Genomic DNA, 25390 nt, shown 5'->3' with positions numbered 1-25390 from the left:
TTGCCGCGCAAGCCGGGGAGCCGCGACTGTGGCCGGATTGGCTATGAACGGCGCAGCTCGATCGTTCGTTAATCGCTAACCTGGGCTCATGGCCACTGCGCACGAGAGTGCTGTCGAGTTCTACTGGCGTCCCGGCTGCGGCTTTTGCCTGATGCTGCGCCACCATCTGGAGCACGCGGGTCTGCCGCTGCACGAGGTGAACATCTGGGAGGACGAGGCGGCCGCGGCCCGCGTCCGTTCGGTCGCGGACGGCAACGAGACCGTGCCCGCGGTCTTCGTCGGTCCGGTGGCGATGATCAACCCGGACATCGATCAGGTACTCGAAGCGGTCCGCGAGCACGCGCCCGGACTTCTCGAAGCTCGCACCAACGGGTAGCGAGTCGCGTTCGATCGGTTACGCACCGCGGCGGTCACCCTGAACCGGGGCTCAAGGCGCCGCCGGCACAGTTCGCGCCAAACCGGTTGCGGAATGTCGCGAAAGGCCACTCCTAACACTGTTCAGGAATACGGTCAGTGATTCTCCGCGCCTTTCGTGGCCCCGGTTATTGACCGTCCACCCGGCTACGCTACAAACATTCGTCGGCGCGCTCTTTCCTTCGGCTCGAAAGGTCTGTCCGGTGAACGACGAAGTGTCGGTGGCCGAGCTCCTGGAGCGGGAGGGCTGGGGCGAGGCCCAGCGGAAACCCGGCGGCCGGGCGCGTGTCATGGCCGTGATGCTCGCGGTGGTACTGGGCTGCGGCCTCGCCGCCCTGCTCGTCCATTTCGGATCGATGCGCTCCGAGGCGGACTCCCCGTCACTGGTCAACCTTCCGCACCCGCCGACCGGCGGGCTCGCGGGCGGCGGCGTGCCTTCCGGGCCGGCGCCGTCGGAGGTGACCGGCCGCAACACGACGGTCGTCGTGACCAACCAGAGACCGGGGGACGTGGGCGCGGGAATCAATGAACTCCCCGGGCGCAGACCGAGCCGGGAAACCGCGACCCAAACGGTCACGGTCACCGGTTCCCAGAGTCAGCAAGACGGTCCGAACAGCACGACATCGGTCACCACCACACCGACCGCCGATAGTTCTCCGTCGAATTCCACGGCGAATACTTCGCCGTCCCGGACGACTCCGTCCTGCGTCCTCATTTTCATTATCTGCCGCTGACGCGAAAATGCTCGTCACATTGGGCTTCGTTCTGGCGAAATCACAACATCGTAACTGAGAGCAACGTAATCCTCCTTCTGGGCGAAAAAGGATCAGACGCCCAGAAGGGGGAATAATGCACAGACAGTGGTTCAGACGGGGAGGGGCCGCCCTGGTCGCCGGGCTGCTGGCGACAGCCGGCCTGATGGCCGCCCCGCAGGCGAGCGCCGCGCCGGCCGTCCCATCCGGTTTCGTCATCCGGGAGCAGGCCTCCGGCCAGGCGGCCTATGACCTGACCGACTTCGCCTACCTGCCTGGTGACGGCGGCATCATCGCGACCGGCAAGGGCGGCAAGATCACCTGGGTTTCGCCCGCCGGCGCCGTCCGCACGCTCACCACGCTCGCCGTCAACAACGAGGGCGACCTCGGCCTCGTCGGGCTCGCGATCGCGCCGGACTACGCGAGCACGCACGCCATCTACCTCGCCAGGACCATCCGGACCAGCACCGGCTCGAGTTTCCGCCTGGCGCGGTTCACGGTCACCGGTTCCCCCGAGCCGACCGGCATCGGCGGTGAGAAGGTTCTGCTGGACCTGCCCGTCGGCTACAACGTCCACGGCATGACCGGCGTGGTCGCCGCGGACGACGGCACGGTCTGGGTGTCCATCGGGGACAGTGCCGACTTCCACCACGAGGTCTACGACCCGCGGGCCCTGCGCGCGCTCGACGTGAACCAGCTCTACGGCAAGATCCTGCACCTGACCGGCGACGGCGCCGGGGTTCCCGGCAACCCGTACTACGACGCGGCGAACCCGAACTCCGCGCGCAGCAAGGTGTTCGCGAGCGGCTTCCGCAGCCCGTTCCGGTTCTCGCTCGACCCGAGCAGCGGGCTGCCGGTCGTCGGCGACGTCGGCTGGGAGACCTGGGAGGAACTCGACGTCGTCCAGCCCGGCCGCAACTACGCGTGGCCGTGCTGGGAGGGCAACCACCAGACCGGCTACGTCACGCACTTCCCCGCCGAATGCGGGCCGGTGTCCAACACCGGGCCGATCTGGGAGTACCACCACGGCACCGCGTCCAACCAGGGCAACAGCATCACCGGCGGGTTCGTCTACACCGGTAAGAGCTACCCGGGCCAGTACCAGGGCACCTACTTCTTCGGCGACTACGCGGCCGGCAAGATCTGGACGGCGCGCTACGACAGCACCGGCAAGTTGACCCAGGCCCCGCAGGACCCGGCGTGGGCAACGGGAATCGGCGGGCCGGTCAAGCTCTCCGCCGCACCCAACGGTGACGTCGTGTTCGCGGACCTGATCTCGGGCAACCTGAAGCGGATCAGCTACCAGCAGGGCAACACCGCGCCGATCGCGCAGGCGACCAGCACCACCGACGCCGGCACGCGGACGGTCACCTTCGACGCCTCGCAGTCCCTCGACTTCGACGGCGACCCGCTCACCTATGCCTGGGATTTCGGCGACGGCACAACGGGAACCGGCAAGACCGTCGCGCACACCTACGCGACCGGGGCGGACCGGTTCACCGCGACCCTTACCGTGCGCGATCCACTCGGCGCGGCCGGCACGACCACGCTGACCGTGGCACCCTCGAACCACTCGCCGCAGCTGAGCCTGACCGTGCCGCGGAGCGACCTGTTCGGTGTCGGCGAGCAGGTCAGCCTGACCTCGACGGCAACCGACGCGGAGGACGCCGCCCTCGACACGGTCTGGACCAGTCGCGAGCTGCACTGCCCTGACGAGGCGACCTGCCACTCGCACCCCGGCGTCGGGGCGACCGGTTCGAGCTTCACCGTGCCGTTCCCCGATCATCCCGACACCCGGCTCCTGATCACCGCGACGGTCACCGACAGCGTGGGCGTGGCGACGAGCGAGACCTACACGGCCTGGCCGCGCCAGCACCGGCTGACGCTCACCTCGAACGTGCCCGCGTCGCTGCAGATTCCTTCCGCCGGCAACGCGAACACGGCGCTGGTGACCGACGGTTCGACGATCGACGTGGTGGCCACGCCCACCGCGACCGACGGTGCTTCGGCGTTCGCCCAGTGGGCGGACGGGCCGACCACGCGTACCCGCACGCTCACGATGCCCTCGTCGGATCTGACGCTGACGGCGAACTACACGACACCGATCGAGCAGCGGTACAACTCCGACGCCGCGCTGCGGCAGCTACTCGGCGCGCCCACCGCGCCCGAGGTGTCCGACGGCGGCGTGCGGTACCGCGTGTACGCCAACGGGCGGCTGTACTGGTCGCAGCAGACCGGTGTGCACGAGGTGCACGGCCAGAACCTGGCCAAGTATCTCGGGCTCGGCGGGCACCAGCGGTTCGGCGCTCCGTTGACCGACGAGACCACCGCACCCGACGGGACCGGCAAGTTCAACCACTTCATCGGCACCCCGGCCACGGGTACCGCGTCGGTGTACTTCTCGCCGGGCACGGGTTCCCATGCCATCTGGGGCCTGATCCGGGCCCGCTGGTCCGCGCTGAACTGGGAGAAGGGGCCCACCGGCTACCCGACCACGGATGAGACGGGCACGCCGGACGGGATCGGCCGGTACAACCACTTCAGCAAGGCCGCGTCGATCTACTGGACGCCGGCGACCGGCGCGCACGGCGTGTGGGGCCTGATCCGGCAGACCTGGCAGGCGACCGGCTGGGAGCTGGGCCCGACGGGCTACCCGACGACGGACGAGCTGGCGACCCCGGACGGGATCGGCCGGTACAACCACTTCAGCAAGGCGGCGTCGATCTACTTCAGCCCGGCGACGGGCGCGCACGAGATCTACGGCGCGATCCGGGCCCGGTGGTCGGCGCTGGGCTGGGAACGGTCGTATCTCGGCTATCCGCGCTCGGGTGAGTTCAGCTTCGACGGCGGGCGGCGCAACGACTTCCAGTTCGGGTACATCCAGTGGTATCCGAACGGGACGGTCATCGACCGCCGCTGGTGATTCAGTAGTAGCTGTGCCGATCGTTACCAAGCCGACCGGCAGTCACGGCGATCGGCGAACGTAGGTCGGCTGCCGGTTGGTCGGGTCGGCCTACTTCAGGTCGGCTTGGTAAAAGCCGAATGAGGCAGGGAGGTCGTCCTCCGGTGCCCGGTCACCACGCCGGAGTGCGACCTCCCGCGCCAGGGCCTGAGCCAGCGCGGCGAGCGCGGTGAGTGACTGGGAGTTTCCGATGCCGACCGTCTCCGCGAACAAGGCCACGTGGGCGTGGTCGGCGAGCGGAGACGCCGGATTGTCCGTCAGGGCGACGACCCGCACGTCATGGTCGCGCGCGTACTCGGCGGCGCGCACGGTATCCGCGGCGTAGCGCCGGACAGAGATCGCGACCAGCACACCGGAGATGTCCCGGATCTCGTCGGGCAATGAAACGCCGAGCTGTCGTGCGTGGAGGCGACGGCTCAGCAGTTCCGCGACGGGCCGGCTTTCCCGCAGGCCCAGGACGTGCACCGCGCCGGCTTCAGCGAGCGTTGCGACGGCACTCAGCCAGGACGCGCGATCGAGGCGGTTGAACGTGCGAGCCAGATTGGTCTGTTCCTGTTCCAGCGCCGCCGAAAGCGTGCCACCCGGCGGCTCGTGCCCGTCGTCCTCGGCGCGCCGGGCGAGCTGCGCCCGTTCGGCCAGCCACACCCGGCACAGCTCCATGATGGCCGGATATCCGGACAGGCCAAGGGAGTTCGCGAACCGGGCGATGGAGGACTCACGCACCTCGGCCAGCCGCGCGGCCTCGGAGATGCCGCGGTACGCCGTGCCCTCCGGGTCGGCCAGCACCAGATGCGCGATCCGCAGCTGCCCCGAAACCAGTTTCGGCAACCGGCTGCGGAGCACCTCGGTCAGCTCCTGGTAACTGGCCGGCGGGGTCACGGTACCGGCAGTTCCACAATGGTGACGCCGGCTTGCGACGGCACCGCGTTGTCCATTTCGGATAGTGCGGCCGGTGCTTCATCGAGCCCGATCCGGCGGCCGATCAGCCCGGTCAGGTCCATTCCGGACCGGGTGACGAAGTCCAGCATCGCCGGGTACTCGTGGGCCTGAAGGCCGTGGCTGCCGAAGATACGAAGCTCGCCCGCGATGACGAGGTGCATCGGGATCGGTGGCACCCCCTGGTCCGGCGGCAACAACCCGACCTGCACGTGACGCCCCCGCTTGCGCAGGCTCGCGACGGACGCCGCACAGGTCGCGGGCAAACCGGCACAGTCGAGCGACAGGTGGGTGCCGCCGCCGGTGATCTCGCGGAGCTCGTCGACGGGATCGTGGCCGCGCACCGTCGCCTCCGCACCGAGCCGCGTCGCCAGCGCGAGCGCCTCCGGCGACAAGTCGACCGCGACGACCCTCGCCCCGGCCGCGACGGCGAGCATGACAGCCGACGCTCCGGCACCGCCACAGCCGTACACGGCGACCCACTCGCCGGCGGACGCCCCGCCTTGCCGCAGCACCGCGCGGTACGCGGTGCCGAACCGGCAGCCGAGCGCGGCTGCGGTCACCGGGCCGAGATCGGCGGGCAGCGGCACGAGGTTCACGTCCGCGTGGTCGAGGGCGACGTACTCGGCGAACGAGCCCCAACCGGTGAAGCCCGGCTGGAACTGGAAGTCGCAGACCTGCTGGTTGCCGCTCGCACACTGTGGACAGCTCCCGCAGGCGCAAACGAAGGGGGCGGTCACCCGCTCCCCGATCCGGTGGTTGCGCACCCGATCCCCGACGGCCACCACATGCCCGGCGAGTTCGTGCCCGGGGACGTGCGGAAGCTTCACGTCGCCGTCGTGCCCGCGCCACGCATGCCAATCACTGCGGCACACGCCGGTCGCCTCGACGGCCACGACCACCCCGTCCGGTCCCGGCGAGGGGTCGGCGACCTCGGTGACCTGGGGGAGCTCACCGAACCGTTCGAACAGCACAGCACGCACCCGACCACGATACGGGCAGCGCGACGACGGGGCGACGATGAACGAACGAGCGGCTCGCTACGCGGTGATGTTCGGGCAGGCGTTCGCCGGACGCCAGGACTGGCGATCAGGTCAGGCCTGCGAGTCGCCCCTACTTCAGCAACGCGATCACGCGCGCGAACTGGTCCAGGTAGCCCGAGTTCACCGTCACGTAGGAGATCCCCAGCTCAGCCCGCCACCGGCGCAAGGTCTCCGCGCCCTGCTCGGGTGTCCCCGGCAGCACGGTGACCGCCCCGCCGGCCGCCAGTTCCGGCAGGCTGGCCCCGATGAACCGCTCCAGCCACGGTGCGGGCTCGTCGCCGACCGCGAGCAGGTTCGCGGCCAGTTCGACCTCGTCCAGCCGGTCGCACACCGAGCGGAATCTGTCCACAGTGGAGCGTGCGTCGGCCTCGGTGGTGCGCGGCATCCACGCCATGGTGGCGATATCGGCCTCGCGCGCGGCCAGCTCCGTCATCTTCGGACCGCCCGGCGCGAGCAGCAAGGGCGGCCGGTCGCTCTGCTTCTTCAGGAACTCGATCGTCTCCGTCAGATGTGAGAACCGGCGCTCCCAGCTGCCACCGCGCGCCACGACCCGTTCCTTCGCGTCCGGGCGGCCAGCGCCGAGGCCGAGCTCGAACCGCCCGCCGGTGAACTGGTGCAGCGAGCGCGACTGCCAGTCCAGCGACCGCCGCTCACGGAACTGGTCCACCGCGACGAACGTGCCAACGTGCAGCGTCGTGGTGACGGCCGCCGCGGCGGACATGATGGTGAACGGGTCGAGTTCGACCTGCGGGTCGGGGGACACGAGAGTGTCGTAACCGGCGGCTTCGGCGCGGCGCGCCAGGTCGGTCCAGGTGGCGAGGTCGGTGCCGGTACCGACGACGCCGAACCGGAATGCTCGATCAGTCATACGTCGATCCTGTCGCGCGGGCCGCGCCGCGGCATCCGCCGACAGGCGGCACCGCGACGTACGCGCGTCAATGTACGGCGACGCTCAGGGCCTGCGCGATCTCCTTGCCGAGCGCATGGGTGGTCACCTCGGGCGGCGCCCCGACCTTCACCACGAGCGGGCCCCCGAACGGCTGCCGCTCGACCACCTCGATCCGCTCGCCGAGACCGATCGCGTGCTCGGACAGGTACCGCAGCATGTTGGGGTCGGTGTCCCAGACGCGCACGATCTTCCCGACCGCGCCCGGCTCAAGCTCGTCGAGCAACCGCGTGTGCAGTTCCTCCACGCTACCGTCCGCCGCCGGGATCGGGTCGCCGTGCGGGTCACGCACCGGGTCGCCGAGCTTCGCCGAAATGCGTTCGACCAGCCGGTCCGAAACCGCGTGTTCGAGCGCGTCGGCCTCCGCGTGCACCTCGTCCCACGTGTAGCCCAGCTCCTGCACCAGGTACGTCTCGATCAGCCGGTGCCGCCTCAGCACGCCCCGCGCGAGCAGCCGGCCGGCCGGGGTCAGTTCGATGCCCCGGTACGGCACGTGCTCGACCAGCCCCTGCTGAGAAAGCTTCGTGACCATGCCCGACGCCGACGACGGGGTCACCTCGAGCCGCGCGGCCAGCGACGTGTTCGTGACCGGTTCACCACGCTCGACCAGGCCATAGATCACCCGGATGTAGTCCTCGATCGAGGACGACGACGAGCGACTCGGACTGTCCGGCATACGTCAACTCTACGACGCCGCCACTGGATCGAGTCAGGGTCGCCGTTGGTTCCATCGGTATTTGACCCAGCCTGACACCGGCTCGGCACCGAGCCGCGCGTAGAACGCGGCCGCCTTGTCGTTGCCCTCCTGCATCTCCCATTCGACCCGGCCGCTCGTGCGGGCCCGCAGCGCGGTGAGTAATTCCCCGCCGAGACCGTGCCGCCGGTACTCGGGCCGGAGGTACAGGTCGTCGAGCCAGATACCGGGCCGCGCTTCCCAGGTCGAGAAGTTCCACGAGCAGAACGCGAAGCCGGCGACGACGCCGGGCTGCCCGGGCGGTTCCGCGATGAGCACCCACGCCTTGGGTTCCGAACCGAACAGGTGCTTCGTCATTTCCGCACGGTCGAGGACGAGCGTGGTGTTGCCCTCGTATCTCGCATGTTCCTCGATCAGCGCGCAGATCTCTTCCGCATCGGCGGCTTCCGCGTCACGAACCGGCATCGGCCATCCCCTTCTCGTAGACCAGCGCGCCACCGACGACCGTCGCCAGCACGCTCGCATCGTCGAGGTCTTCAGTCGGATCCGCCGACAACGCGACGAAATCAGCCAGACATCCAACGTCCAATGTCCCAAGCTCTCGCTCTCGGAAAACCGCGTACGCCGATCCATACGTATACGCACGTAGGGCCTCCGCGGGTGTCAGCCGCTCAGCGGCGCCGAGCAGATGGCCACTGGACGTACGACGTCGTAGGAGGTCCGCTATCCCGAGCAGGGGTGCCCCGGTCACCACCGGCCGGTCCGAACTGCCGGGCAGCACGCAACCCGCGTCGAGGAACGAGCGCTGCCGGTAGCACCAATCCTCCCGCTCCGGGCCGAGCGCGGCGGCCATCCCGTCACCGATCTCGGTGATGAACCGCCCCTGCGGCACGGGCACCAGCCCCAGCGCCGCGACACGCGCGACGGTCTCCGGCGAGGTCACCGCACAGTGCTCGATGCGATGCCGGTGGTCGTCGCGCGGATGCGCCTTCAGGGCCGCCTCGTACGCGTCGAGGACAACGGAGATCGCCCGATCACCGATCGCGTGCGTCGCGATCTGCCAGCCCGCGGCATGCGCCCGGAAGATCGTGTCCGCCAGTTCGTCCTCGGGCAACTGGAAATACCCGCGGTTGCCGGGCTCGTTCGCGTAGTCGTCCCACATGGCGGCCGTCCGCCCGATCAGCGACCCGTCCGCGAACAGTTTCACCGGCCCGATCCGCAGCCAGTCGTCGCCCAATCCGGTGCGGATCCCCAGGTCGAGGCCGTACCCGGCACCGTCCGGCAGATCGTGCAGCACCGCCGAAGACACCATGAGCGTGCTCCGCACCCGCAGCAGGCCGCGCTCCCGCGCCAGCTGGTAGACGAGCACCTCCACCGGTGTCTGCCCGACGAGACCGCCGCCGACCCCGGCCTCCTGCACGCTCGTGATGCCCTCGGCGAGGTACCGCTCGCCGGCCCGGTCGATCGCGCGGACCAGGGTGTCCAGCGGGGTCGGGTAGATCAGCGGCCGCAGCAGCAGCTGAGCCTGCTCGCGCAGCAGGCCCGTCGGCGAACCGTCGGAGTCCCACACGATGTCCCCACCCGCCGGCACGTTCGCCAGATCCAGCTGATCGAGCAAGTTCGAGCTGACCACGACCATATGCCGGGAGGTGTGCTGGAGCCGCACGAGATGATCCGGCGCCGCGCGGTCGAGCCCTTGCCGGGTCGGGTGACCGCCGATCAGGCGGTTCTGGTCGTAGCCGCTGCCGACGATCCACCCGCCCTTCGGCACTTCCGCCGCGCGTTCGGCGACCGCCGCGTACACCTCGTCGACGTGCTTGCACTCGCCCAGCGGGACCTCGTCGAGCGTCATGCCGTACAGCGCCATGTGGTTGTGCGCGTCGTGGAACCCCGGCACCACGACCGCGCCGCCGAGATCGACCCGCACGGGCGTCGAGAGGGACTCGGCGTCCTCGCCGAGCGCGACGATCCGCCCGTTCAGCACGGCCACCGCCGACGTCCACGACGAGCCGGTAAGCACCCGCGCGTTCTCGTACACCGCTTCAACTCGCATCTGCCGAGGCTATCGATCGATCGATCGGCTCGCTAGGCTCTGACAGATGAGTTCCGTGGAAGTCTCGATCGAGGACGGCGTCGCACAGATCCGGCTGAACCGGCCGGAGCGGCTGAACGCCGTCGCTCCGGTGCTGGTCGACGACCTGCTCACGGCGATGGACGCCGTGGCGACATCGGATGCGCGCGCGGTCGTGCTCTCCGGCCGCGGGCGGGCCTTCTGTGCCGGGCACGACCTGAAAGAACCCGCTCCCGCAGGTGATTCCCGCGCCCGCCTGGAGCGCCTGCAGGACGTGACCCGTCGCCTCCGCGCGTTGCGCCAGCCGGTCATCGCGGCCGTGCACGGGTACGCGATCGGCGCGGGCGCGGAGTTCGCGCTGGGCTGCGACCTCATCCTGGCAGCCGAGGACGCGGTGTTCGCCTTCCCCGAAACGGGCCTCGGCCTGAGCGTCACCGGCGCGGCGTCGCGGCTGCTCCCGCGGCTGGTGGGACCGCTCAAGGCGAAAGAACTGCTGCTGCTCGGCGAAAGGATCGACGCGGCGAGCGCGCTGAAGCTGGGTCTCGTCAACGCCGTCGTGCCCGACGTCCACACCACGGCGGAAGACTGGGCGAAACGCATCGCCGAGCGCCCGCACGGCGCGGTCGCGCTGGCCAAACGCGCGCTCGACGCGAGCACCGAAATCGAGGCCGCGCTGGAACTCGAGGTCAGCCACGCCCTGGTCACGGAGCACACGCCGGAAGTCGTGCGCTCGGCCGAAGCGTTCCGGAGCCGTGGATGATCCCGCTCGACGAGGTCGACGACCTCGCCACGCTCGTCCGCCGCGCAGCCGCACTGTGGCCGGACCGTGACGCCTGGGTCTTCGACGAGACCGGGACACGCCTCACCTTCGCCGAAGTCGAGCGGCAGAGCTCCCGATATGCGCTCGCGCTGCTCGAACTGGGTCTCGAACCGGGTCAGCGGGTGGCGGTGATGCTGCGCAACCAGCCCGAGTTTCCGTTGCTGTGGCTCGCGCTGGCGAAAATCGCCGCGGTCCTGGTGCCGGTCAACGTCAGCTACCGCGAACTCGACGCGACCCACGTGCTGCGCCATTCGGGCGCCCGCTTCGCCGTCGCCGCCCCGGAATTCGCCGAACTGCTCGACCGGATCGCGCCGGACACCGCGCTCGAACGCGTGCTCAGCCCCGGTGAGCTGTGCGCGGAGTCCATCGCGGCGGCCCGGTTCGAGGTGAGCGGTGAACTACCCGCGAACATCCAGTACACCTCCGGTACCACGGGCGCCCCGAAGGGCTGCGTGCTGCCGCACCGGTACTGGCTGACCCTCGCCCGCGGCCTGGTCGCCGGCTTCCCCGCGATTTCGGACGAGGACAGGATCCTTACCGCACAGCCATTCCACTATATCGATCCACAGTGGAATGTCGCGCTCGGACTCGCCTCTGGTGCGACACTCGTCGTGCTCGACCGGTTCCACCCGTCGAGCTTCTGGACCAAGATCCGCGAACACGAGATCACCTGGTTCTACTGCCTTGGCCTGATGCCGGCTCTCCTGCTGCGGCAACCGGAATCCCCGGCGGACCGCGCCCACGGCGTCCGCGCGGTCAGCGCGTCCGCGATCCCTCGCGATCTCCACGCTCAACTCGAGGCCCGCTGGGGCGTGCCCTGGTTCGAAGCGTTCGGCATGACCGAGACCGGCGGCGACATCCGGATGTCCGAGGCCGATCACGACGAGCTCGTCGGCACCGGCTGTCTCGGCAGGCCGACCCGCGACCGTGAAGCGATGATCGTCGGCGAAGACGGGCGCCCGCTGCCCCGCGGCGAAACCGGCGAACTGGTGCTGCGCGGGATCGGCCTGATGCACGGGTATCACGAAGACCCGGAGGCGACCGCGCGCGCTTTCCGGGGCGGCTGGTTCCACACCGGCGATCTGGCCACAATGGACCACGAGGGCCAGATCTTCTACGTGGGGCGGATGAAGGACATGATCCGCCGCAGCGGCGAGAACATCTCGGCCGACGAGGTCGAACGGGCGTTGCTGCTGCATCCGGCGGTGAAGCTGGCCGCGGTGCTCGCCGTGCCCGACGAATTACGCGGCGAAGAAGTCAAAGCCTTCATCGTACTGGCGGACAACGCGACACCGGACGAACTCGCGGAGTTCTGCGCTACCAAACTCGCCTACTTCAAGGTGCCGAGGTACTGGTCGATCGCCGAATCCCTGCCGCTGACCCCGTCCGAGCGGGTGGCGAAGGGCGAGTTGCGCGACCGGCACCTGCCCACCTACGACCGGATGAGGCAGGAATGGCGCTGACCACCGAGCAACGGGTGCGCCGCGCGGCGGTGAAACTGTTCGCCAGTAAAGGTTTTCACGGTACCGGCATCCGGGATCTCGCGCAGGAGGCCGGAATCTCCTCGGCGAGCCTGTACCACTACATGGGCACCAAGGAGGAACTGCTCGCCGGTATCATGCGCGAATGCCTGGACCGGCTCCTGCTCGGCGCACGCGAGGCGACCGACGGGGTCGACGACCCCCGGCTGCGCCTCACCCACCTGGTCGCGCTGCACGTGCTGGCGCACGCGAGCCGGCCCGCGGAAACGCGGGTGGTCGACAACGAGGTGCATGCGCTTTCCGCAGCCACTCGACGACGCATAGTCGCATTACGAGACGAATATGAAAGCCTGTGGGCCGACGCGATCGACGACGGCCTCCGGCAGCGCGCCTTCGCGACCGCGGAACCGGCCGTGACCAGGCTCGCGCTGCTGGAAATGTGCAGCGGTGTCGCGCGGTGGTACTCGGCGCGTGGACCACTCGGACTGGACCGGCTGGCCGGGCATTACGCCGGCCTGGCGCTGCGGATGCTCGGCAGCACCGGCGACGTGTCGCCGAAGGCACTCGACGACGCGCTGCGGGTGGTATCAACGGTGTGGCGGAATACCCGCTAGCTGGGGATTCTCGGGCAATGCCTTGCCGAGGCGGCTCATCTGAGGGACCCTCGAACCGTGAGTGAGCAAACGATCCATCTGGAACTGAACGATTCCGGCCTCGCTCCGGGGCTACCGGTTCCGCCAAACCCTCGCGATCAGGTTCACGACGTGCCGTACCGTCCCGTCGAATTCCGTGACGACGACCTGTCTTCCGCCCTGGAACGGTGCGCCGCCTGGCTGCGAACGGCACAGGAGTGGCTGGGTGAGCCGCTCGACGTGCTGTCCATTCACCTCGACTACGACGAACGGGAAGGCGCCCCGTACTACGACGTCAAGTTGTTGTGCAACGAGGAGGACCTCGCCGGGGCGCCGCTGGCCCTGCGTACCCACTCTCAGTAGCCCGCGAACACCGAGGCCGGGGAGGAAGTGCCACACTTTCTGGGGCACTTCTCCCCGGCTGATCTTCACCTCGTAAGCTGAGCCCCCTTTCTGAACCGGTGAACACCGCACCCGGGGGGCTGTGAATGCGCGCTGCGTCATCGATTGCCTGGAGCGCCGTGCTCCTCGCGTGGCTGGGCGTGCACCTGGGCACCGGCACGCCGGCGGCCGAACTCGCCCAATGGGCCCTCGCCATCGTGCCCGGCATCCTGCTGCCCGGCTTCGCGCTCGTCCGCGCCGCCCGCGCGACCGCCGCCCCGCTGCTCGAAGATCTCGCCTGGGCCACCGTCGCCGGATGTCTCGTCGCGATGGCCGGCTGGGCGCTCGACGTCGTCCTTCCGTGGGCTCCACCGCCCTGGCTCGCCGGCCCGGGGTTCACCTTGGCGCTACTGGCCGTCCCGGCCTGCCGAAGACGGATCCTGGCCCGGCCGGCGCCGGGCTGGGGCACCACGGCGAACCTGTGGCTCGCCGGCGCGATGGCCGTCGCGGTCGCCTGGATGACGACCGACTACCTCCGGTTCAACCCGCTGGACCCGGGGCCGGGCGGACGGACCTACTACTACGACACGACGTTCCAGGTCGCGGTCTTGGGCGAACTGCGGCGCACGCTCTGGCCGGGGTACCCGCTCGCGCATGGCGATCCCTACGCCTACCACTGGTTCCTGCACGCGATCACCGCGCATCTGACCACCGGGACCGGCGTCGATCCGTTCGATTCGATGCTGCGGCTCGTGCCCACCACCGTGTTCCCGGCCGTGGTGCTGCTGGCGGCCGTGGTGGCGCGGCGGGTCGCGGGCAGCCTGCGCGCGGGCGTGGTCTGCGCGGGGCTGCTGACCGTCACCGGCGCCACGGTCGCGACCGTACGGTCCACGGACGGGCAGGCGCCGCTGACGATCCAGTCCTACTGGGCGTCCTCGCTCACCTCGGCGTTCGGCTGGCTGCCGACGGTGGCCGTCGCCGGTTGCGTGGTCGCACTGCTGCGCCGGACCGCGGCCGACCGCGCGGTGCCGGTCGCGCTGTTCGTACCACTGGTTCTCCTTGCCGCGGGGGCGAAATCGGCCGATCTGGCAGTGCTGCTCGGTGGTACGGTCCTCGCGCTGGTGGCGTTGCTGTTCGGTCGCAAGTGGATGGTCGTGCCGCGGGCGATCGCGGTGAACCTGCTCATCGGCGGGGTACTGCTGCTCGCGCGCTTCACCCTTTACCGTGGCGGCGACTACGGGTTGCGGATCTCACCGTTCGGGGCGATCCGGCAGACCGCGGGGCAGACGTTCCCGGACGCGGTGGCGCCGAGCGGCAGTGAACTGTACCTGGTGCTGCCCCATGTCCCGCTCGCACCGCTGTTCGCGGCGGCGGTGCTGTATCTCGTGCCGCTGCTACCGCGGCTCGCCGGGTTCATCCCGCTACTGCGGCGGCAACCTCTCGACCCGGCGATGTGGGTCTTCCTCGGCACCACGGTGGCGGGGTTCGGCGCGATGCTCGCGTTCCGCCAGCCCGGGAACTCGAACATCTACTTCCTCGTCGCGGCCTATCCGGTCGGGTTGATCGGCTCCGCGTGGGGTATCTCGCGGCTACGCTGGACGAAGGTCACCGTCGCGAGTGGACTCGCGATCGGTTCGGTGCTCACCCTGACCATCGCGTGCGCCGCCGGTGCTCGCCCGCCCAAGTCGATCACCGGCTGGCTGTTACCCCTGACCGTCCTCGCCGCCGCGCTCCTCCTGCTCGCGCTGGTATGGCGCCGGGCGACCGTGGTGATGTGCGCGGTGCTGGCTACGGGGCTGTTGTCGACAGGGCTGTATTTGACGCAAACCTCGGCGAGGCCCAGCTACAACCTCGGGGTCACGCATGCCGACGCCGCCTCCCTGCCAGTCACCCGTGACGAACTCGCGGCCGGACGGTGGTTGGACGAGCACGCCGGGCCCGACGACGTGCTCGCGGTGAATCGGGTGTGCACGCAGCAGTCGTCCTACGAATGCACGGCGAAGCTGTTCGACCTGGGCGCCTTCGCGCAGCGGGACGTCGATGTCGAGGGCTGGGCGTACTCGCCGCGGAATCTGGATTCGGCCTGGCACAGCACGGTCTGGTACGCCGACCAGCCGTTCTGGGATCAACGCCGGCTGAACGACGAACTCACCGCCTTCCACACCCCGACGCACGCCCTACTGGCCCGATTGTCAACAATCGGCGTCCACTGGCTGATTGCCGACACCCGCGCCCCGGTAGACGCCCACGCCCTCGACGCCCTGGCCCCACGCGCCCTCACCCTCCCGACAACCATCATCTGGCGCCTCCCGTAGTCCCCCATCGGCAAGCCGCGCCCGCCCCCTCTTCCCCACGAGTCCAGCCCTCCCCACGCCCCGCGAGTCCGGCTCCCACCGCACGCGAGTCCGGCCCCCGCCGCACGCGAGTTGGGCTCCAACGCCCCGCGAGTCAGCCCCCCACTCCACGCAAGCCCGGCCCCCACCACCCGCGAGTCGCTCCCGCACCCCACGCAAGTCCGGCTGCGACCACAAGCGAGCCGAGCCCGCACGAGTCGGCCTCCCCCAGGCGAGTCGGGCCCCACTCCGCGCAAGTCGAACCCCCGCCATCCGCGAGTCGGACCCTCAGCCGAGAGCCCCGCTCACCTTCACGTGGCCCTTCAGCAGGTTCCGCGCGATCGTCCGACGTTGGATCTCGTCGGTGCCCTCGTAGATCCGCAGCAGGCGCAGCTCCCGGTACCAGCGCTCGACAGGCAGCTCACGGGTGTAGCCCATCCCGCCGTGGATCTGCAGGACGCGGTCCACGATCTCGTTCGCCTTCTGCCCGCCGTAGAGCTTCGCGATCGACTGCGCGTGGCGCGAGTCCATACCCTGGTCGACCTGCCACGCGGCGTGCAGCACGAGCCAGCGCAGGGCCTCGAGCTCGACACCGGAATCGGCGATCATCCACTGGATCGCCTGGCGCTCGGCGATCTTCTGCCCGAACGTCTCGCGCGTGTTCGCGTGCTCGATCGCCATCTGCAGCAACCGCTCGCACGAGCCGATCGCATGCGCTGGCAGGATGTACCGGCCGCGGCCGATCCACTGCATCGCGAGCTCGAAGCCCCGGCCGACCTCGCCGAGGATCTGCGTTTCGGGCACCCGGACGTCCTGGAAGATCAGGGATGCCGGGCCCCACTCGCCCATCGTGTCGATGTACTCGGACTTCCAGCCCATCTCGCGGTCCACGAGGAAGCACGTGACGCCGCCGTTCGCGCCCTTCTCCGGGTCGGTGACGGCGAAGACCATCACGAAGTCCGCCTCGTTGCCGCCGGTGATGAAGGTCTTCTCGCCGTTGATGATCCAGTCCGCACCGTCCTTGCGGGCCGACGTGCGGATCGCCTTCGCATCGGAGCCCGCGCCAGGCTCGGTGATCGCGAAGCAGGACTTGCGGTCCCCCGAGATCGTCGGCAGCAGGTAGCGCTCTTTCTGCTCGTCGTTGGCGTAGAACAGGATGTTGTCCGCCGCGCCGCCGAAGCGGAACGGGACGAACGTGCGGCCGAGCTCCGCCTCCAGCAGCGCTGTCATCACCGCGGACAGGCCCATCCCGCCGTACTCCTCCGGCGTCTGGATGCCCCAGAATCCGGATTCCTTGGCCTTGAGCTGGAGCTCCGTCAGCTCGTCGGGCGTGATGCCGGGCTCGCCGGCCCGTTCGCGGCGGAGCACCTCCTGCTCCATCGGCATCAGCTCTCGCTGCACGAAGGTGCGCACCCAGTCGCGCACTTCGCGCTCTTCCGTGCTGAGGGTGAAGTCCATCGCTGCCTTCCTCCGGCTACTAAGCGCTCGCTTAGCGACAGGCTAGCGCAACGATGGAAGCCGGAGAAACCGGTACGTTGGGCGCGTGATCGAGTGCACGGTCTGGTGGGCGCGGCCGGTGGCCGTCGAGGCGACGTATCTGGCGCTTCTGGACGAGCCCGAACGCGGCAGGTACGAGGCGTACCGGCGCGACGCCGACCGGCGGCGGTTCCTGACCGGGCGGGTGCTCGCGAAGACCGTGTTCGGTGCCCGTCTTGGTGTCGCGCCCGGCGAAGTCCGGTTCGATGCGACATGCGAGGACTGCGGGAAGCCGCACGGGAAGCCGAGGCTGGCGGGCGTCGAGTTCTCGATCTCGCACTCGGGTGATCGGATCGGCCTGGCGGTGACGACGGTGCCGGTCGGCTTGGACGTCGAGACGGATACCCGCCGCGCCGAGGACAACCTGATCGAGTATGCCCTGAACGAAACCGAACAGGCCGCGTTGCGCGGCTTGCGCGGGGACGAGCGAGTAAGCGCTTTCTTCCAGTACTGGGCACGGAAAGAGGCCCTCATGAAGGCGACCGGCCGTGGCCTGAAGATCCCGCTGCAGAGCATCACCCTGGACGGTGCCCGCCTCGCCGCTTCCGCGGATCCGGCCCTCGACCCGGCACGGACTCAGCTGGCGGACCTGAATCCCGGGGAGGGCTACCGGGCGGCGGTGGCGCTCCTGACCATGGAGCCGGTGGCGATCGCCGAAAAACCATGGGAGGCAACGGAAGCCTCGCGGACGTCGTGACGAACTCGGCGGCGCGAACGCCGATCTCGACCTCCCGGCGGTCGAACTCACCGCCGCAATCGTCGAACTCGGCGGCACGAACGCCGAACTCGGCGCCGCAAGCGTCGAACTCGGCGCCCCAAACGCCGAACTCACCGCCGGGAGCGTCGAACTCGGCGTCCCGAACGTCGATCTCGGCGGGGTGGGGGTGGAGGTCGGGACTAGAGGTCCAGGCCCATGGCTCGGAGGAGGGTCTGGAACTTGGCCGAGGTTTCGTCCAGCTCGGCCTTCGGGTCCGACGCCGGGACGATCCCGCCGCCCGCGTACAGCCGGATGGACCGCGCGGCGACCTCGGCGCAGCGGATCGAGACCGCCCACTCGCCGTCCCCCGCCGCGTCCATCCAGCCGACCGCGCCGGCGTAGTAGCCACGGTCGAACGGCTCCAGTTCGCCCACCAACCGCCGGGCGGCCTCGGTCGGGGTGCCGCAGATCGCGGGCGTCGGGTGCAGGGCCGCGGCCAGCCGCAACGCCGTCACGTCCCGATCGACCAGGTCACCGGTGACCACCGTGCCGAGGTGCCACATCGTCGGCGTGGATACGAGCGACGGTTCGCGCGGGGCATCCAGGCGGCGGCAGAACGGGCGCAGGGTCTCGACGATCGCCTCGGTCAGCACGGCGTGCTCGACCTGGTCCTTACGCGACCCAGCCAGGGCTTCGGCGTTCTCACGATCGGTGACCGGGTCCGCCGAGCGGGGCACCGAACCCGCGTGCGGATGGGAGACGACCTGCCCGCCGACGCGGGACAGCAGCAGCTCAGGCGTCGCGCCGAGCAGCACGCGACCGTTCGGCAGACCGGCCGCGTAGGTGTACGCGCCGGCCCTGTCCTTTGCCAGATTGTTCAGGATCGCCTGCGCCGGCACGTCGAAATCGAACTCGAGATCCAGCGCGCGGGCGAGCACGACCTTGCGGAGGCCGCCGTCGCGAAGGATCTTGATCGCGCGCCCCACGGCTTCGACGTGACGCACCGGCTCGGGCACGGCGCGCACCGCGCTCGGCGCGCCGACGGCCTTCCGTTCGTCGGGCCGCGAGGGCCCGGAAGTGCGCACCGTCGAGGGCACTACCACGTGGCCCGGGGCGCCCGCGGTATCGAACGGCAGCACACCCACGGCCAGCGAAGAGCCGGTGAGCTCGGCGGACACGGCTTCGCTCAGCGACACCACATCCGTGCCGGTGAAGGTCCGGCCGGCGCCGGACCCCAGGATCGTCCGCCGGGAGGTGCCGAAGTAGAAGTCTCCGGGCGTGTAGTCCTCGAGCAGCTCCACGCCCACCATTGTGGGCGCATTTCGGTGGGCACGTGGCGCGAAGTGCCTGGCGTCACGTGCCCACCGGCGCCGGCTTACTTGAGCGCGTCGATGAGGGCTTCGCGCTGGCGCTCACCGAGCCCGGCGGCACGCCGGTCGGGGTCGATGCCCGCCTGCTCGAGCAGGGCGGCCACCTTGACGGCACCGAGGCCGGGCACGGCCTTGAGCAGCTGCGTGACCTTCGTCTTGCCGATGGTCTTGTCCTCCTTGGCCTTCAGCAGCACCTTGTCGATGCTCTGCTTGCCGGACTTGATCGACGCGAGCAGCTCGGAACGAGCCTTACGAGCCTCGGCCGCTTTGGCCAGAGCCTCCTTGCGCTGCTCCGGAGTCAACGTAGGCAGAGCCAACGTACTAGTCCTTCCTGTTTCGGATATCCGCTCTCGCGGCGACGGCCGGGCACCCAGCTGGTGCTTGCACGAGCAAGCGCTGGCCAGGCCGTCTGGTCCACGGGCCCAGTAAACGCCACCTGGGCCGATGCCGCGAAATCGACACGCGCGCACTCGCCCGGTCGGGGAGGGGGCGGGCGAGTGTGGCGAGGGGCACCGGCGACGACTTAGAGTCGCAATCAGCCCCAGTTCACCGCCGAACGAGCCGCCCCGGGAGTAGCCCCATGCTCAGCACGATGCAGGACGGACACCTCTCCATCGCCACCCTGCTGCGATACGCCAGTACGGTGCACTCAAACAGCGAAATCGTCACCTGGACCGGCACCGCGGCGCGCCGGGAAACGTTCGCCGACCTGGGTCGGAACTCGGCGAAACTGGCCAATGCGCTGCGCTCGCTCGGCATCACCGGTGATCAGCGGGTCGGCACGTTCATGTGGAACAACGCCGAACACATGGCGGCCTACTGCGCGATCCCGGCGATGGGCGCGGTCCTGCACACGCTCAACATCCGCCTGTTCCCCGAGCAGCTCGTCTTCGTCGCGAACCACGCCGAGGACCAGGTCATCATCGTCGACGGCACGCTGGTTCCGCTGCTCGCGAAACAGCTCCCCGAGATGAAGACGGTCCGTCACGTGATTGTGGCGAACGGCGACCCCGCGACGCTGCAGGCGCCCGGCGGGGTCGAGGTCCACGGGTACGACCAGCTCCTCGCGGCGCAGCCGGACACCTTCGACTGGCCCGACGTGGACGAGCGTTCGGCTGCCGCGATGTGCTACACGTCCGGCACGACGGGCGATCCGAAGGGCGTGGCCTACTCGCACCGCTCGATCTGGCTGCACTCGATGCAGGTCTGCATGTCGGACTCGATGAACCTCACCGAAAGCGACAGCGCGCTCGCGATCGTGCCGATGTTCCACGCGATGTCGTGGGGTCTGCCGTACGCCGCGCTGATGATCGGCGCTTCGGTCCTGCTGCCCGACCGGTTCCTGCAGCCGGAGCCGATCGCGCAGCTCCTGGCGGCCGAGAAGCCCACCTTCGCGGCCGCGGTACCGACCATCTGGCAGGGCCTGCTGCAGCACCTGGCCGCCCACCCACAGGACGTCAGCCACTTGCGCGAGGTCGTCGTCGGCGGTTCGGCGGCACCGCCGTCGCTGATGCACGCCTTCGAGGAGCGGCACGGCGTGCCGATCCTGCACGCGTGGGGCATGACGGAGACCTCGCCGCTGGGCAGCGTCGCGCGGCCGCCGAAGTCGGCGACGGGCGAGCAGCGGTGGGCCTACCGCTACACGCAGGGTCGCTTCCCCGCCTCGGTGAGCGCACGCCTGATCGGCGACTCCGGTGACGAACTGCCGTGGGACAACGAAGCCGTGGGCGAACTCGAGGTGCAGGGCCCGTGGATCGCGGCGTCCTACTACGGCGGGGACGCGGTGGATCCGGAGAAGTTCCACGAGGGCTGGCTGCGCACCGGGGACGTCGGCAAGATCAGCCCGGACGGGTTCCTGACGCTGACCGACCGGTCGAAGGATGTGATCAAGTCCGGCGGCGAATGGATCTCTTCGGTGGACCTGGAGAACGCGGTCATGGGGCATCCCGCCGTCGCCGAAGCCGCCGTGATCGGGGTTCCGGACGAGAAATGGGACGAGCGGCCGCTGGTCGCCGTCGTCGTCCGCGAAGGCCACACGGTGACGGCGGACGAACTGCGGGAGTTCCTCGCGGACAAGGTCGCCAAATGGCAGCTGCCGGAGCACTGGACCTTCATCGACGAGGTGCCGAAGACGAGCGTCGGCAAGTTCGACAAGAAGCGGCTGCGCGCGATGAACTCCGAGGGCCGGCTCGACGTCCGCCATTTCTGAGTAATTTTCGTATTCCGGTCGTCTGCTCGTCACCTTCTGGCTAGGGTCTGCCCGCAGGCTCTGGCCAGGAGGTGGCGACGTGGGCGTATCACGGCGAGGGTTCATGGCGGCGTCCGGCTTGGCCGGACTCGGACTGGTGGTCGCGGCTCCACCGGCCAGCGCGCGGGCGGTCCGCACCAGGGGGACGACGCTCGACACGGTGGCCACGCCGGTGACCGCGGGCACGTCGGCGTACACGAGGCTCACCGGTGGCCCCGGCTGGCCGCTGGTGGCGCGTGAGGAACTCGTCGCCGGCAGGTCCGGCCGCGACGACCGGCGGACCGGGCTCGCCGCGTTCGCGCAGTTCACCGACCTGCACGTGACCGACACCGAGAGCCCGGCGCGGTTCGAGTACCTGCACCCGTTCATCGGCTCCGCACACCGTCCACAAGAGACACTCGGCCCGGTCGCCACGGTCGCGCTCGTGCACCGGGTCAACAGCCTGCGCTCGGGCCCGTTCACCGGCCGCGCGCTCGACTTCGTGATGACCACCGGGGACAACACCGACAATCACGAACACCTGGAACTCGACTGGTTCCTGCGCATCCTCAACGGCGGCCGGGTCACCCCGTCCTCGGGCGACCCGGCGCGATACGAGGGCGTGCAGGCCTCCGGTTCACCGCTGTACTGGAACCCGGACAAGCCGCTGTCCGGCGACGACTACACGACCAAGGGCTTCCCGACGATTCCCGGCCTGCTCACCGCGGCGGGCGCGCCGTTCACCTCGCCAGGGCTCGACATCCCGTGGTATTGCACGTTCGGCAACCACGACGACAGCGTCGTCGGCTCGCTGCCGGACCTTCCGGGCATCGAGTCCTGGTACACCGGCCGCTACAAGATCATCGGCAAGGACGAGAGCACGTCGCGGAAGCTCGCCGACGCGATCAGGACCCCCGGCGCGAGCCTGCCGGTCGCCGAACTGTTCGGGGGCGGCGGCACCGTCCGCGAGGTGACCCCGGACGCACGCCGGAAGCCGTTCACCACAGCGGAATTCGTTCGGGCGCACCTCGATCCGGCCAACACCGGCCCCGGCCCGGCCGGGCACGGGTTCACCTCGGACAACGCCGACGGCCGCGACGTCTACTACACGTTCCGGATCGCGCCGGGCATCACCGGCATCAGCCTCGACACCACGACGCTCGCGGGTTTCGCGGACGGGTCGATCGGGCTTTCGCAGTATCTCTGGGTGGAGACGACGCTGACCCGCGCCAGTTCGGCGTATTACGACTTCTGGGGCAACAAGGTGACGCAGCAGGTGACCGACGAACTGTTCATCCTGTTCAGCCACCACACGTCGACGACGATGGGCAATATCCTGCCCGACTCGCGGCATCCGCTGGAGCCGCGGCTGACTGGCGAGGCGTTCGTCGATCTGCTGCACCGGTTCCCGAACGTGCTGGCCTGGGTCAACGGGCACACCCACGCGAACAAGATCACGCCGCAAACCGGCAAGACGCCCGCGCAGAGCTTCTGGGAGATCAACACCGCCTCGCATATCGACTTCCCGCAGCACGCGCGGATCATCGAGGTGGCCGACAACGCCGACGGGACGCTCTCACTGTTCACGACGCTGGTCGAGGCCGACGCACCGCACGCGGCTGCCTACGGCGACGGCTCCCCGGCCGCGCTCGCCTCCCTCTACCGGGAGTTCTCGTACAACGACATCCACATCGACCTCGGCCGCGTCGGCGAAGCGGGTGATCACAACACCGAACTGTTGATCGTCAACCCACTAAGGTGAGCGCATGGACGAAGCCGGGACAGCGCTGTTCCATCAGACCATACCGTTCACGAAACGGCTCGGCGTCGAGGTGCTGGAGCACAGTCGCGAGGTCGTGATCTCGCGACTGGCGTGGGAAGAGTCGCTGTGCACGGCGGGCGGCGTCCTGCACGGTGGCGTGCTGATGTCACTCGCGGACTCGACGGCCGCCGTCTGCGCGTTCTTGAACCTGCCCGAGGGTGCGCAGGGCACCACGACGATCGAGTCGAAGACGAACTTCCTGCGCGCGGTGCGCGAAGGCCACGCCACGGCGACCTCGCGCCCGCTGCACACCGGCCGCAAGGTGATCGTCGTGGAGACCGAGATCCGCGACGACGAAACCAAGCTGATCGCCAAGGTCACCCAAACGCAGGCCGTGCTGTAACGGCAGTGATGGTGCTGCTGAACGCGTTCGTGCAGTTCGCGCTGCTGGGCATGCTCGCCGTCAACGCGATCGGCGTCGCGGGGGTCGCGCGGGTGACCTCGCCGTCGGCCATCTCGCTGACCTTCCTGCCGGTGACGTGATCTCAGCCGGCGAGTATCTGTTCGCGCAGGATGTCGGCGTGTCCGCAATGGTGGGCCAGCTCCCGTAGAACTTGCAGGTACACCCAGCGAAGCGTGCGCGGTCCGGCCCGGTGGCCGGTCACGACGGCGTCCAGCGGGAGGTCCGCGACTACCGCGCGGGCCGTGGCGCAGGCGTCCCGGTGGGCTGCCGTGACGGCGGCGACGGTGTCTTCGGCGGCGAGCCGAAAGGATTCGTCCGGACTCCGTACCAGGCCGAGCTCCCGGCGGGACGTGCCGCCGACGCACTCCTCGAACCACACCCTCTGCATCCACGTGACGTGCTTGAGCAGCCCGAGCAACGTTGTCGCCGACGAGACGAGCCGGCGGCGGGCCTGTTCCTCGGTGAGACCGTCGAGAGTCGCCTCGATGGCGTTGCGATATTCCTCGATGAAGGCATCAAGCTGGGTGCGTTCGTCGTCCAGCACCACATCGAACGAACCCATCGGAGACTCCCTTCACGCCGCAGGCCGAGATGATACTGCCAGGTCCCAGCCGGAAAATGGTTTACACCAAATGGCAACTTGGGGAAAATCAGCCGGATGATCCGGTTGCTGACGCTGCTCGCCGTCACGATGATGGCGCACGTGAACGCCGTACCCGCCCCCGGTGAGGCGATCGACTACCACAAGTGGCCGCACCCGGTCACGCGGCGGGCCGGGCAGACCACCTACGAGGGCAAGGTCTACGACGTCGCCCGGTGGACGTCGCCGGCGTACCGGCCCGGCTTCGGCGCGACACAACTGATCGCGTCGTGGAACGCGCGGACACCGCCGCGCACATGGCTGCAGGTCGAAGCGCAGGGCGAAACGAACACAGGCGCCGAGACGGCGTGGTACGTGATGGGCCGCTGGGCGAGCGGCGACGCGGACTTCCAGCGCACCAGCGTCGACGGCCAGGACGACGCGAACGCCTCGGTGAACGTCGACACGCTGGCGATGAAGCCGGGCGTGAAACTGCGGTCGTACCGGTTGCGGCTGAGTCTTTACCGTGAACCCGGCGCGGCCTCGCCGACGGTGAGCACGATCGGCGCGATGACCTCCGACGTGCCGGACCGGTTCACGGTGCCGGTGTCCCCGCCCGGCAAGGCCACCGGCGTGGAACTGCCCGTACCGGCGTATGCCCAGAACATCCACAAAGGTCAGTTCCCCGAGTACGGCGGCGGTGGCGAGAACTGGTGCAGCCCCACCGCGACGGAAATGGTCGTCGAATACTGGGGGCGGCGGCCGAGCGAATCGCAGATGTCGTGGATTCCCGCCGCCTACGCCGACCGGACGGTGGACTACGCGGCGCGCAACACCTACGACTATTCGTACGAGGGCACCGGGAACTGGCCGTTCAACACCGCCTACGCCGCGGAATTCGGGCTGCGCGGGCACATCACGCGGCTGCACTCGCTGGCCGAACTGGAAGACTACGTCGCGCGGGGCATCCCGGTGATCACCTCGCAGTCGTTCCGGGCGGGCGAGCTGGACAACGCGGGATACGGCACGTCGGGGCATCTCATGGTCGTCGTCGGCTTCACCAAGGACGGCGACGTGATCGTGAACGACCCGGCTGCCAACAGCAATGCCGATGTGCGGACGGTGTACCGGCGCGATCAGTTCGCGAACGTCTGGCTCCGCACGAAGCGCTACACCGCGGACGGCACGGTGGCCGGCGGTTCCGGCGGCATCGCGTACGTCATCATGCCGTGAGGGGGTCCCTCACGGCACGTATGGGCATGAGGGGGTCCCTCACGGCACGGGGTTCGT

24 protein-coding genes are annotated in these 25390 nt (G+C 69.3%); 14 read left to right on the top strand and 10 right to left on the bottom strand.

Annotated features, from left to right (window positions below; translation table 11 throughout):
• The first annotated feature begins 88 nt into the window (after nucleotides 1-88).
• The 3 genes from FG385_RS07335 to FG385_RS07325 all read left to right on the top strand — a co-directional run bounded on the left by FG385_RS07335 (nucleotide 89) and on the right by FG385_RS07325 (nucleotide 4089).
• Nucleotides 89-376 (top strand): glutaredoxin domain-containing protein, encoded by a 288-nt coding sequence (locus FG385_RS07335; RefSeq protein ID WP_139095841.1) that lies wholly within the window; start codon nucleotides 89-91, stop codon nucleotides 374-376.
• Between the two features lie 169 nt (nucleotides 377-545).
• Entirely contained in the window at nucleotides 546-1148 is a 603-nt protein-coding gene (locus FG385_RS07330) for a hypothetical protein (protein ID WP_235022426.1), read from the top strand.
• Nucleotides 1149-1263: 115 nt separating this feature from the next.
• The gene (locus FG385_RS07325; protein WP_407645463.1) at nucleotides 1264-4089 is read left to right on the top strand and encodes a PQQ-dependent sugar dehydrogenase; all 2826 of its coding nucleotides are present in this window, start codon (nucleotides 1264-1266) and stop codon (nucleotides 4087-4089) included.
• A 90-nt stretch (nucleotides 4090-4179) separates the two neighbouring features.
• Here FG385_RS07325 and FG385_RS07320 read toward each other — a convergent pair whose 3' ends face one another.
• The 6 genes from FG385_RS07320 to FG385_RS07295 all read right to left on the bottom strand — a co-directional run bounded on the left by FG385_RS07320 (nucleotide 4180) and on the right by FG385_RS07295 (nucleotide 9800).
• Complete coding sequence (locus FG385_RS07320; protein ID WP_139095840.1) at nucleotides 4180-5007, bottom strand: MurR/RpiR family transcriptional regulator; 828 nt, start codon at nucleotides 5005-5007, stop codon at nucleotides 4180-4182.
• On the bottom strand, nucleotides 5004-6047 hold the full coding sequence (locus FG385_RS07315; RefSeq protein WP_139095839.1) for a zinc-dependent alcohol dehydrogenase family protein: 1044 nt from the start codon (nucleotides 6045-6047) through the stop codon (nucleotides 5004-5006). Before FG385_RS07315 ends, FG385_RS07320 begins: the two co-directional genes overlap by 4 nt.
• A 130-nt stretch (nucleotides 6048-6177) precedes the next feature.
• On the bottom strand, nucleotides 6178-6975 hold the full coding sequence (locus FG385_RS07310; RefSeq protein WP_139095838.1) for an LLM class flavin-dependent oxidoreductase: 798 nt from the start codon (nucleotides 6973-6975) through the stop codon (nucleotides 6178-6180).
• Between the two features lie 67 nt (nucleotides 6976-7042).
• Nucleotides 7043-7729, bottom strand: a complete 687-nt coding sequence (locus FG385_RS07305; RefSeq protein ID WP_139095837.1) for a metal-dependent transcriptional regulator — start codon at nucleotides 7727-7729, stop codon at nucleotides 7043-7045.
• 33 nt (nucleotides 7730-7762) lie between these two features.
• Nucleotides 7763-8212, bottom strand: a complete 450-nt coding sequence (locus tag FG385_RS07300; RefSeq protein WP_139095836.1) for a GNAT family N-acetyltransferase — start codon at nucleotides 8210-8212, stop codon at nucleotides 7763-7765.
• Complete coding sequence (locus FG385_RS07295) at nucleotides 8199-9800, bottom strand: amidohydrolase (protein WP_139095835.1); 1602 nt, start codon at nucleotides 9798-9800, stop codon at nucleotides 8199-8201. Before FG385_RS07295 ends, FG385_RS07300 begins: the two co-directional genes overlap by 14 nt.
• Nucleotides 9801-9846: 46 nt before the next feature.
• On the opposite strand from FG385_RS07295, the gene FG385_RS07290 reads away from it, so the two are divergent.
• The 5 genes from FG385_RS07290 (at nucleotide 9847) to FG385_RS07270 (ending at nucleotide 15447) form a co-directional block, all read left to right on the top strand.
• Nucleotides 9847-10578, top strand: coding sequence for an enoyl-CoA hydratase/isomerase family protein (locus tag FG385_RS07290; protein WP_139095834.1), 732 nt, complete (start codon nucleotides 9847-9849; stop codon nucleotides 10576-10578).
• A complete protein-coding gene (locus tag FG385_RS07285) occupies nucleotides 10575-12101 on the top strand; it encodes an AMP-binding protein (protein WP_139095833.1) in 1527 nt (508 codons plus the stop codon). The genes FG385_RS07290 and FG385_RS07285 overlap by 4 nt, the downstream gene beginning before the upstream one ends.
• Nucleotides 12092-12733 (top strand): TetR/AcrR family transcriptional regulator, encoded by a 642-nt coding sequence (locus FG385_RS07280; RefSeq protein ID WP_139095832.1) that lies wholly within the window; start codon nucleotides 12092-12094, stop codon nucleotides 12731-12733. The genes FG385_RS07285 and FG385_RS07280 overlap by 10 nt, the downstream gene beginning before the upstream one ends.
• Before the next feature lie 57 nt (nucleotides 12734-12790).
• Nucleotides 12791-13114, top strand: coding sequence for a hypothetical protein (locus tag FG385_RS07275; protein ID WP_139095831.1), 324 nt, complete (start codon nucleotides 12791-12793; stop codon nucleotides 13112-13114).
• 158 nt (nucleotides 13115-13272) lie between these two features.
• Nucleotides 13273-15447 (top strand): hypothetical protein, encoded by a 2175-nt coding sequence (locus FG385_RS07270; protein WP_139095830.1) that lies wholly within the window; start codon nucleotides 13273-13275, stop codon nucleotides 15445-15447.
• 306 nt (nucleotides 15448-15753) lie between these two features.
• Here the strand turns inward: FG385_RS07270 and FG385_RS07265 are convergent, their stop codons facing one another.
• Nucleotides 15754-16923, bottom strand: a complete 1170-nt coding sequence (locus tag FG385_RS07265) for an acyl-CoA dehydrogenase family protein (protein WP_139095829.1) — start codon at nucleotides 16921-16923, stop codon at nucleotides 15754-15756.
• An 85-nt stretch (nucleotides 16924-17008) separates the two neighbouring features.
• Here FG385_RS07265 and FG385_RS07260 point away from each other — a divergent pair, with 85 nt between their 5' ends.
• Complete coding sequence (locus FG385_RS07260; protein WP_139095828.1) at nucleotides 17009-17698, top strand: 4'-phosphopantetheinyl transferase family protein; 690 nt, start codon at nucleotides 17009-17011, stop codon at nucleotides 17696-17698.
• Between the two features lie 200 nt (nucleotides 17699-17898).
• On the opposite strand, the gene FG385_RS07255 is transcribed toward FG385_RS07260, so the two are convergent.
• Both FG385_RS07255 and mihF read right to left on the bottom strand, forming a co-directional pair.
• A complete protein-coding gene (locus tag FG385_RS07255) occupies nucleotides 17899-19008 on the bottom strand; it encodes an isochorismate synthase (RefSeq protein ID WP_139095827.1) in 1110 nt (369 codons plus the stop codon).
• Between the two features lie 65 nt (nucleotides 19009-19073).
• A complete protein-coding gene (mihF, locus tag FG385_RS07250; RefSeq protein ID WP_154759096.1) occupies nucleotides 19074-19385 on the bottom strand; it encodes an integration host factor, actinobacterial type in 312 nt (103 codons plus the stop codon).
• Nucleotides 19386-19648: 263 nt separating this feature from the next.
• On the opposite strand from mihF, the gene FG385_RS07245 reads away from it, so the two are divergent.
• From FG385_RS07245 to FG385_RS35280, 4 genes are all read left to right on the top strand, one after another.
• Complete coding sequence (locus FG385_RS07245; protein WP_139095826.1) at nucleotides 19649-21277, top strand: long-chain fatty acid--CoA ligase; 1629 nt, start codon at nucleotides 19649-19651, stop codon at nucleotides 21275-21277.
• A 103-nt stretch (nucleotides 21278-21380) separates the two neighbouring features.
• Entirely contained in the window at nucleotides 21381-23057 is a 1677-nt protein-coding gene (locus FG385_RS07240; RefSeq protein ID WP_139095901.1) for a TIGR03767 family metallophosphoesterase, read from the top strand.
• Between the two features lie 4 nt (nucleotides 23058-23061).
• Complete coding sequence (locus tag FG385_RS07235) at nucleotides 23062-23460, top strand: PaaI family thioesterase (RefSeq protein WP_139095825.1); 399 nt, start codon at nucleotides 23062-23064, stop codon at nucleotides 23458-23460.
• Nucleotides 23461-23465: 5 nt separating this feature from the next.
• On the top strand, nucleotides 23466-23600 hold the full coding sequence (locus FG385_RS35280) for a hypothetical protein (RefSeq protein WP_268815907.1): 135 nt from the start codon (nucleotides 23466-23468) through the stop codon (nucleotides 23598-23600).
• Between the two features lie 2 nt (nucleotides 23601-23602).
• Here the strand turns inward: FG385_RS35280 and FG385_RS07230 are convergent, their stop codons facing one another.
• Nucleotides 23603-24082, bottom strand: coding sequence for a DinB family protein (locus FG385_RS07230; RefSeq protein WP_139095824.1), 480 nt, complete (start codon nucleotides 24080-24082; stop codon nucleotides 23603-23605).
• A 96-nt stretch (nucleotides 24083-24178) separates the two neighbouring features.
• Here FG385_RS07230 and FG385_RS07225 point away from each other — a divergent pair, with 96 nt between their 5' ends.
• Complete coding sequence (locus FG385_RS07225) at nucleotides 24179-25333, top strand: peptidase C39 family protein (RefSeq protein ID WP_139095823.1); 1155 nt, start codon at nucleotides 24179-24181, stop codon at nucleotides 25331-25333.
• Nucleotides 25334-25390: the final 57 nt, after the last annotated feature.

It is taken from the genome of Amycolatopsis alkalitolerans, assembly GCF_006152065.1.
GTDB lineage: Bacteria > Actinomycetota > Actinomycetes > Mycobacteriales > Pseudonocardiaceae > Amycolatopsis_E > Amycolatopsis_E alkalitolerans.
The sequence above is the reverse complement of the archived record's forward strand: the minus strand, read 5'-3'. Positions and strand labels throughout refer to the sequence as shown.

What these genes read in the sequence shown, in the direction of transcription:
- FG385_RS07335 (WP_139095841.1), top strand. Translation starts at nt 89, where the DNA reads ATGGCCACTGCGCACGAGAGTGCTGTCGAGTTCTACTGGCGTCCCGGC.
- FG385_RS07325 (WP_407645463.1), top strand. Translation starts at nt 1,264, where the DNA reads ATGCACAGACAGTGGTTCAGACGGGGAGGGGCCGCCCTGGTCGCCGGG.
- FG385_RS07310 (WP_139095838.1), bottom strand. Translation starts at nt 6,975, where the DNA reads ATGACTGATCGAGCATTCCGGTTCGGCGTCGTCGGTACCGGCACCGAC.
- FG385_RS07305 (WP_139095837.1), bottom strand. Translation starts at nt 7,729, where the DNA reads ATGCCGGACAGTCCGAGTCGCTCGTCGTCGTCCTCGATCGAGGACTAC.
- FG385_RS07300 (WP_139095836.1), bottom strand. Translation starts at nt 8,212, where the DNA reads ATGCCGGTTCGTGACGCGGAAGCCGCCGATGCGGAAGAGATCTGCGCG.
- FG385_RS07295 (WP_139095835.1), bottom strand. Translation starts at nt 9,800, where the DNA reads ATGCGAGTTGAAGCGGTGTACGAGAACGCGCGGGTGCTTACCGGCTCG.
- FG385_RS07290 (WP_139095834.1), top strand. Translation starts at nt 9,847, where the DNA reads ATGAGTTCCGTGGAAGTCTCGATCGAGGACGGCGTCGCACAGATCCGG.
- FG385_RS07285 (WP_139095833.1), top strand. Translation starts at nt 10,575, where the DNA reads ATGATCCCGCTCGACGAGGTCGACGACCTCGCCACGCTCGTCCGCCGC.
- FG385_RS07280 (WP_139095832.1), top strand. Translation starts at nt 12,092, where the DNA reads ATGGCGCTGACCACCGAGCAACGGGTGCGCCGCGCGGCGGTGAAACTG.
- FG385_RS07265 (WP_139095829.1), bottom strand. Translation starts at nt 16,923, where the DNA reads ATGGACTTCACCCTCAGCACGGAAGAGCGCGAAGTGCGCGACTGGGTG.
- FG385_RS07255 (WP_139095827.1), bottom strand. Translation starts at nt 19,008, where the DNA reads ATGGTGGGCGTGGAGCTGCTCGAGGACTACACGCCCGGAGACTTCTAC.
- FG385_RS07245 (WP_139095826.1), top strand. Translation starts at nt 19,649, where the DNA reads ATGCTCAGCACGATGCAGGACGGACACCTCTCCATCGCCACCCTGCTG.
- FG385_RS07240 (WP_139095901.1), top strand. Translation starts at nt 21,381, where the DNA reads ATGGCGGCGTCCGGCTTGGCCGGACTCGGACTGGTGGTCGCGGCTCCA.
- FG385_RS07235 (WP_139095825.1), top strand. Translation starts at nt 23,062, where the DNA reads ATGGACGAAGCCGGGACAGCGCTGTTCCATCAGACCATACCGTTCACG.
- FG385_RS07230 (WP_139095824.1), bottom strand. Translation starts at nt 24,082, where the DNA reads ATGGGTTCGTTCGATGTGGTGCTGGACGACGAACGCACCCAGCTTGAT.
- FG385_RS07225 (WP_139095823.1), top strand. Translation starts at nt 24,179, where the DNA reads ATGATCCGGTTGCTGACGCTGCTCGCCGTCACGATGATGGCGCACGTG.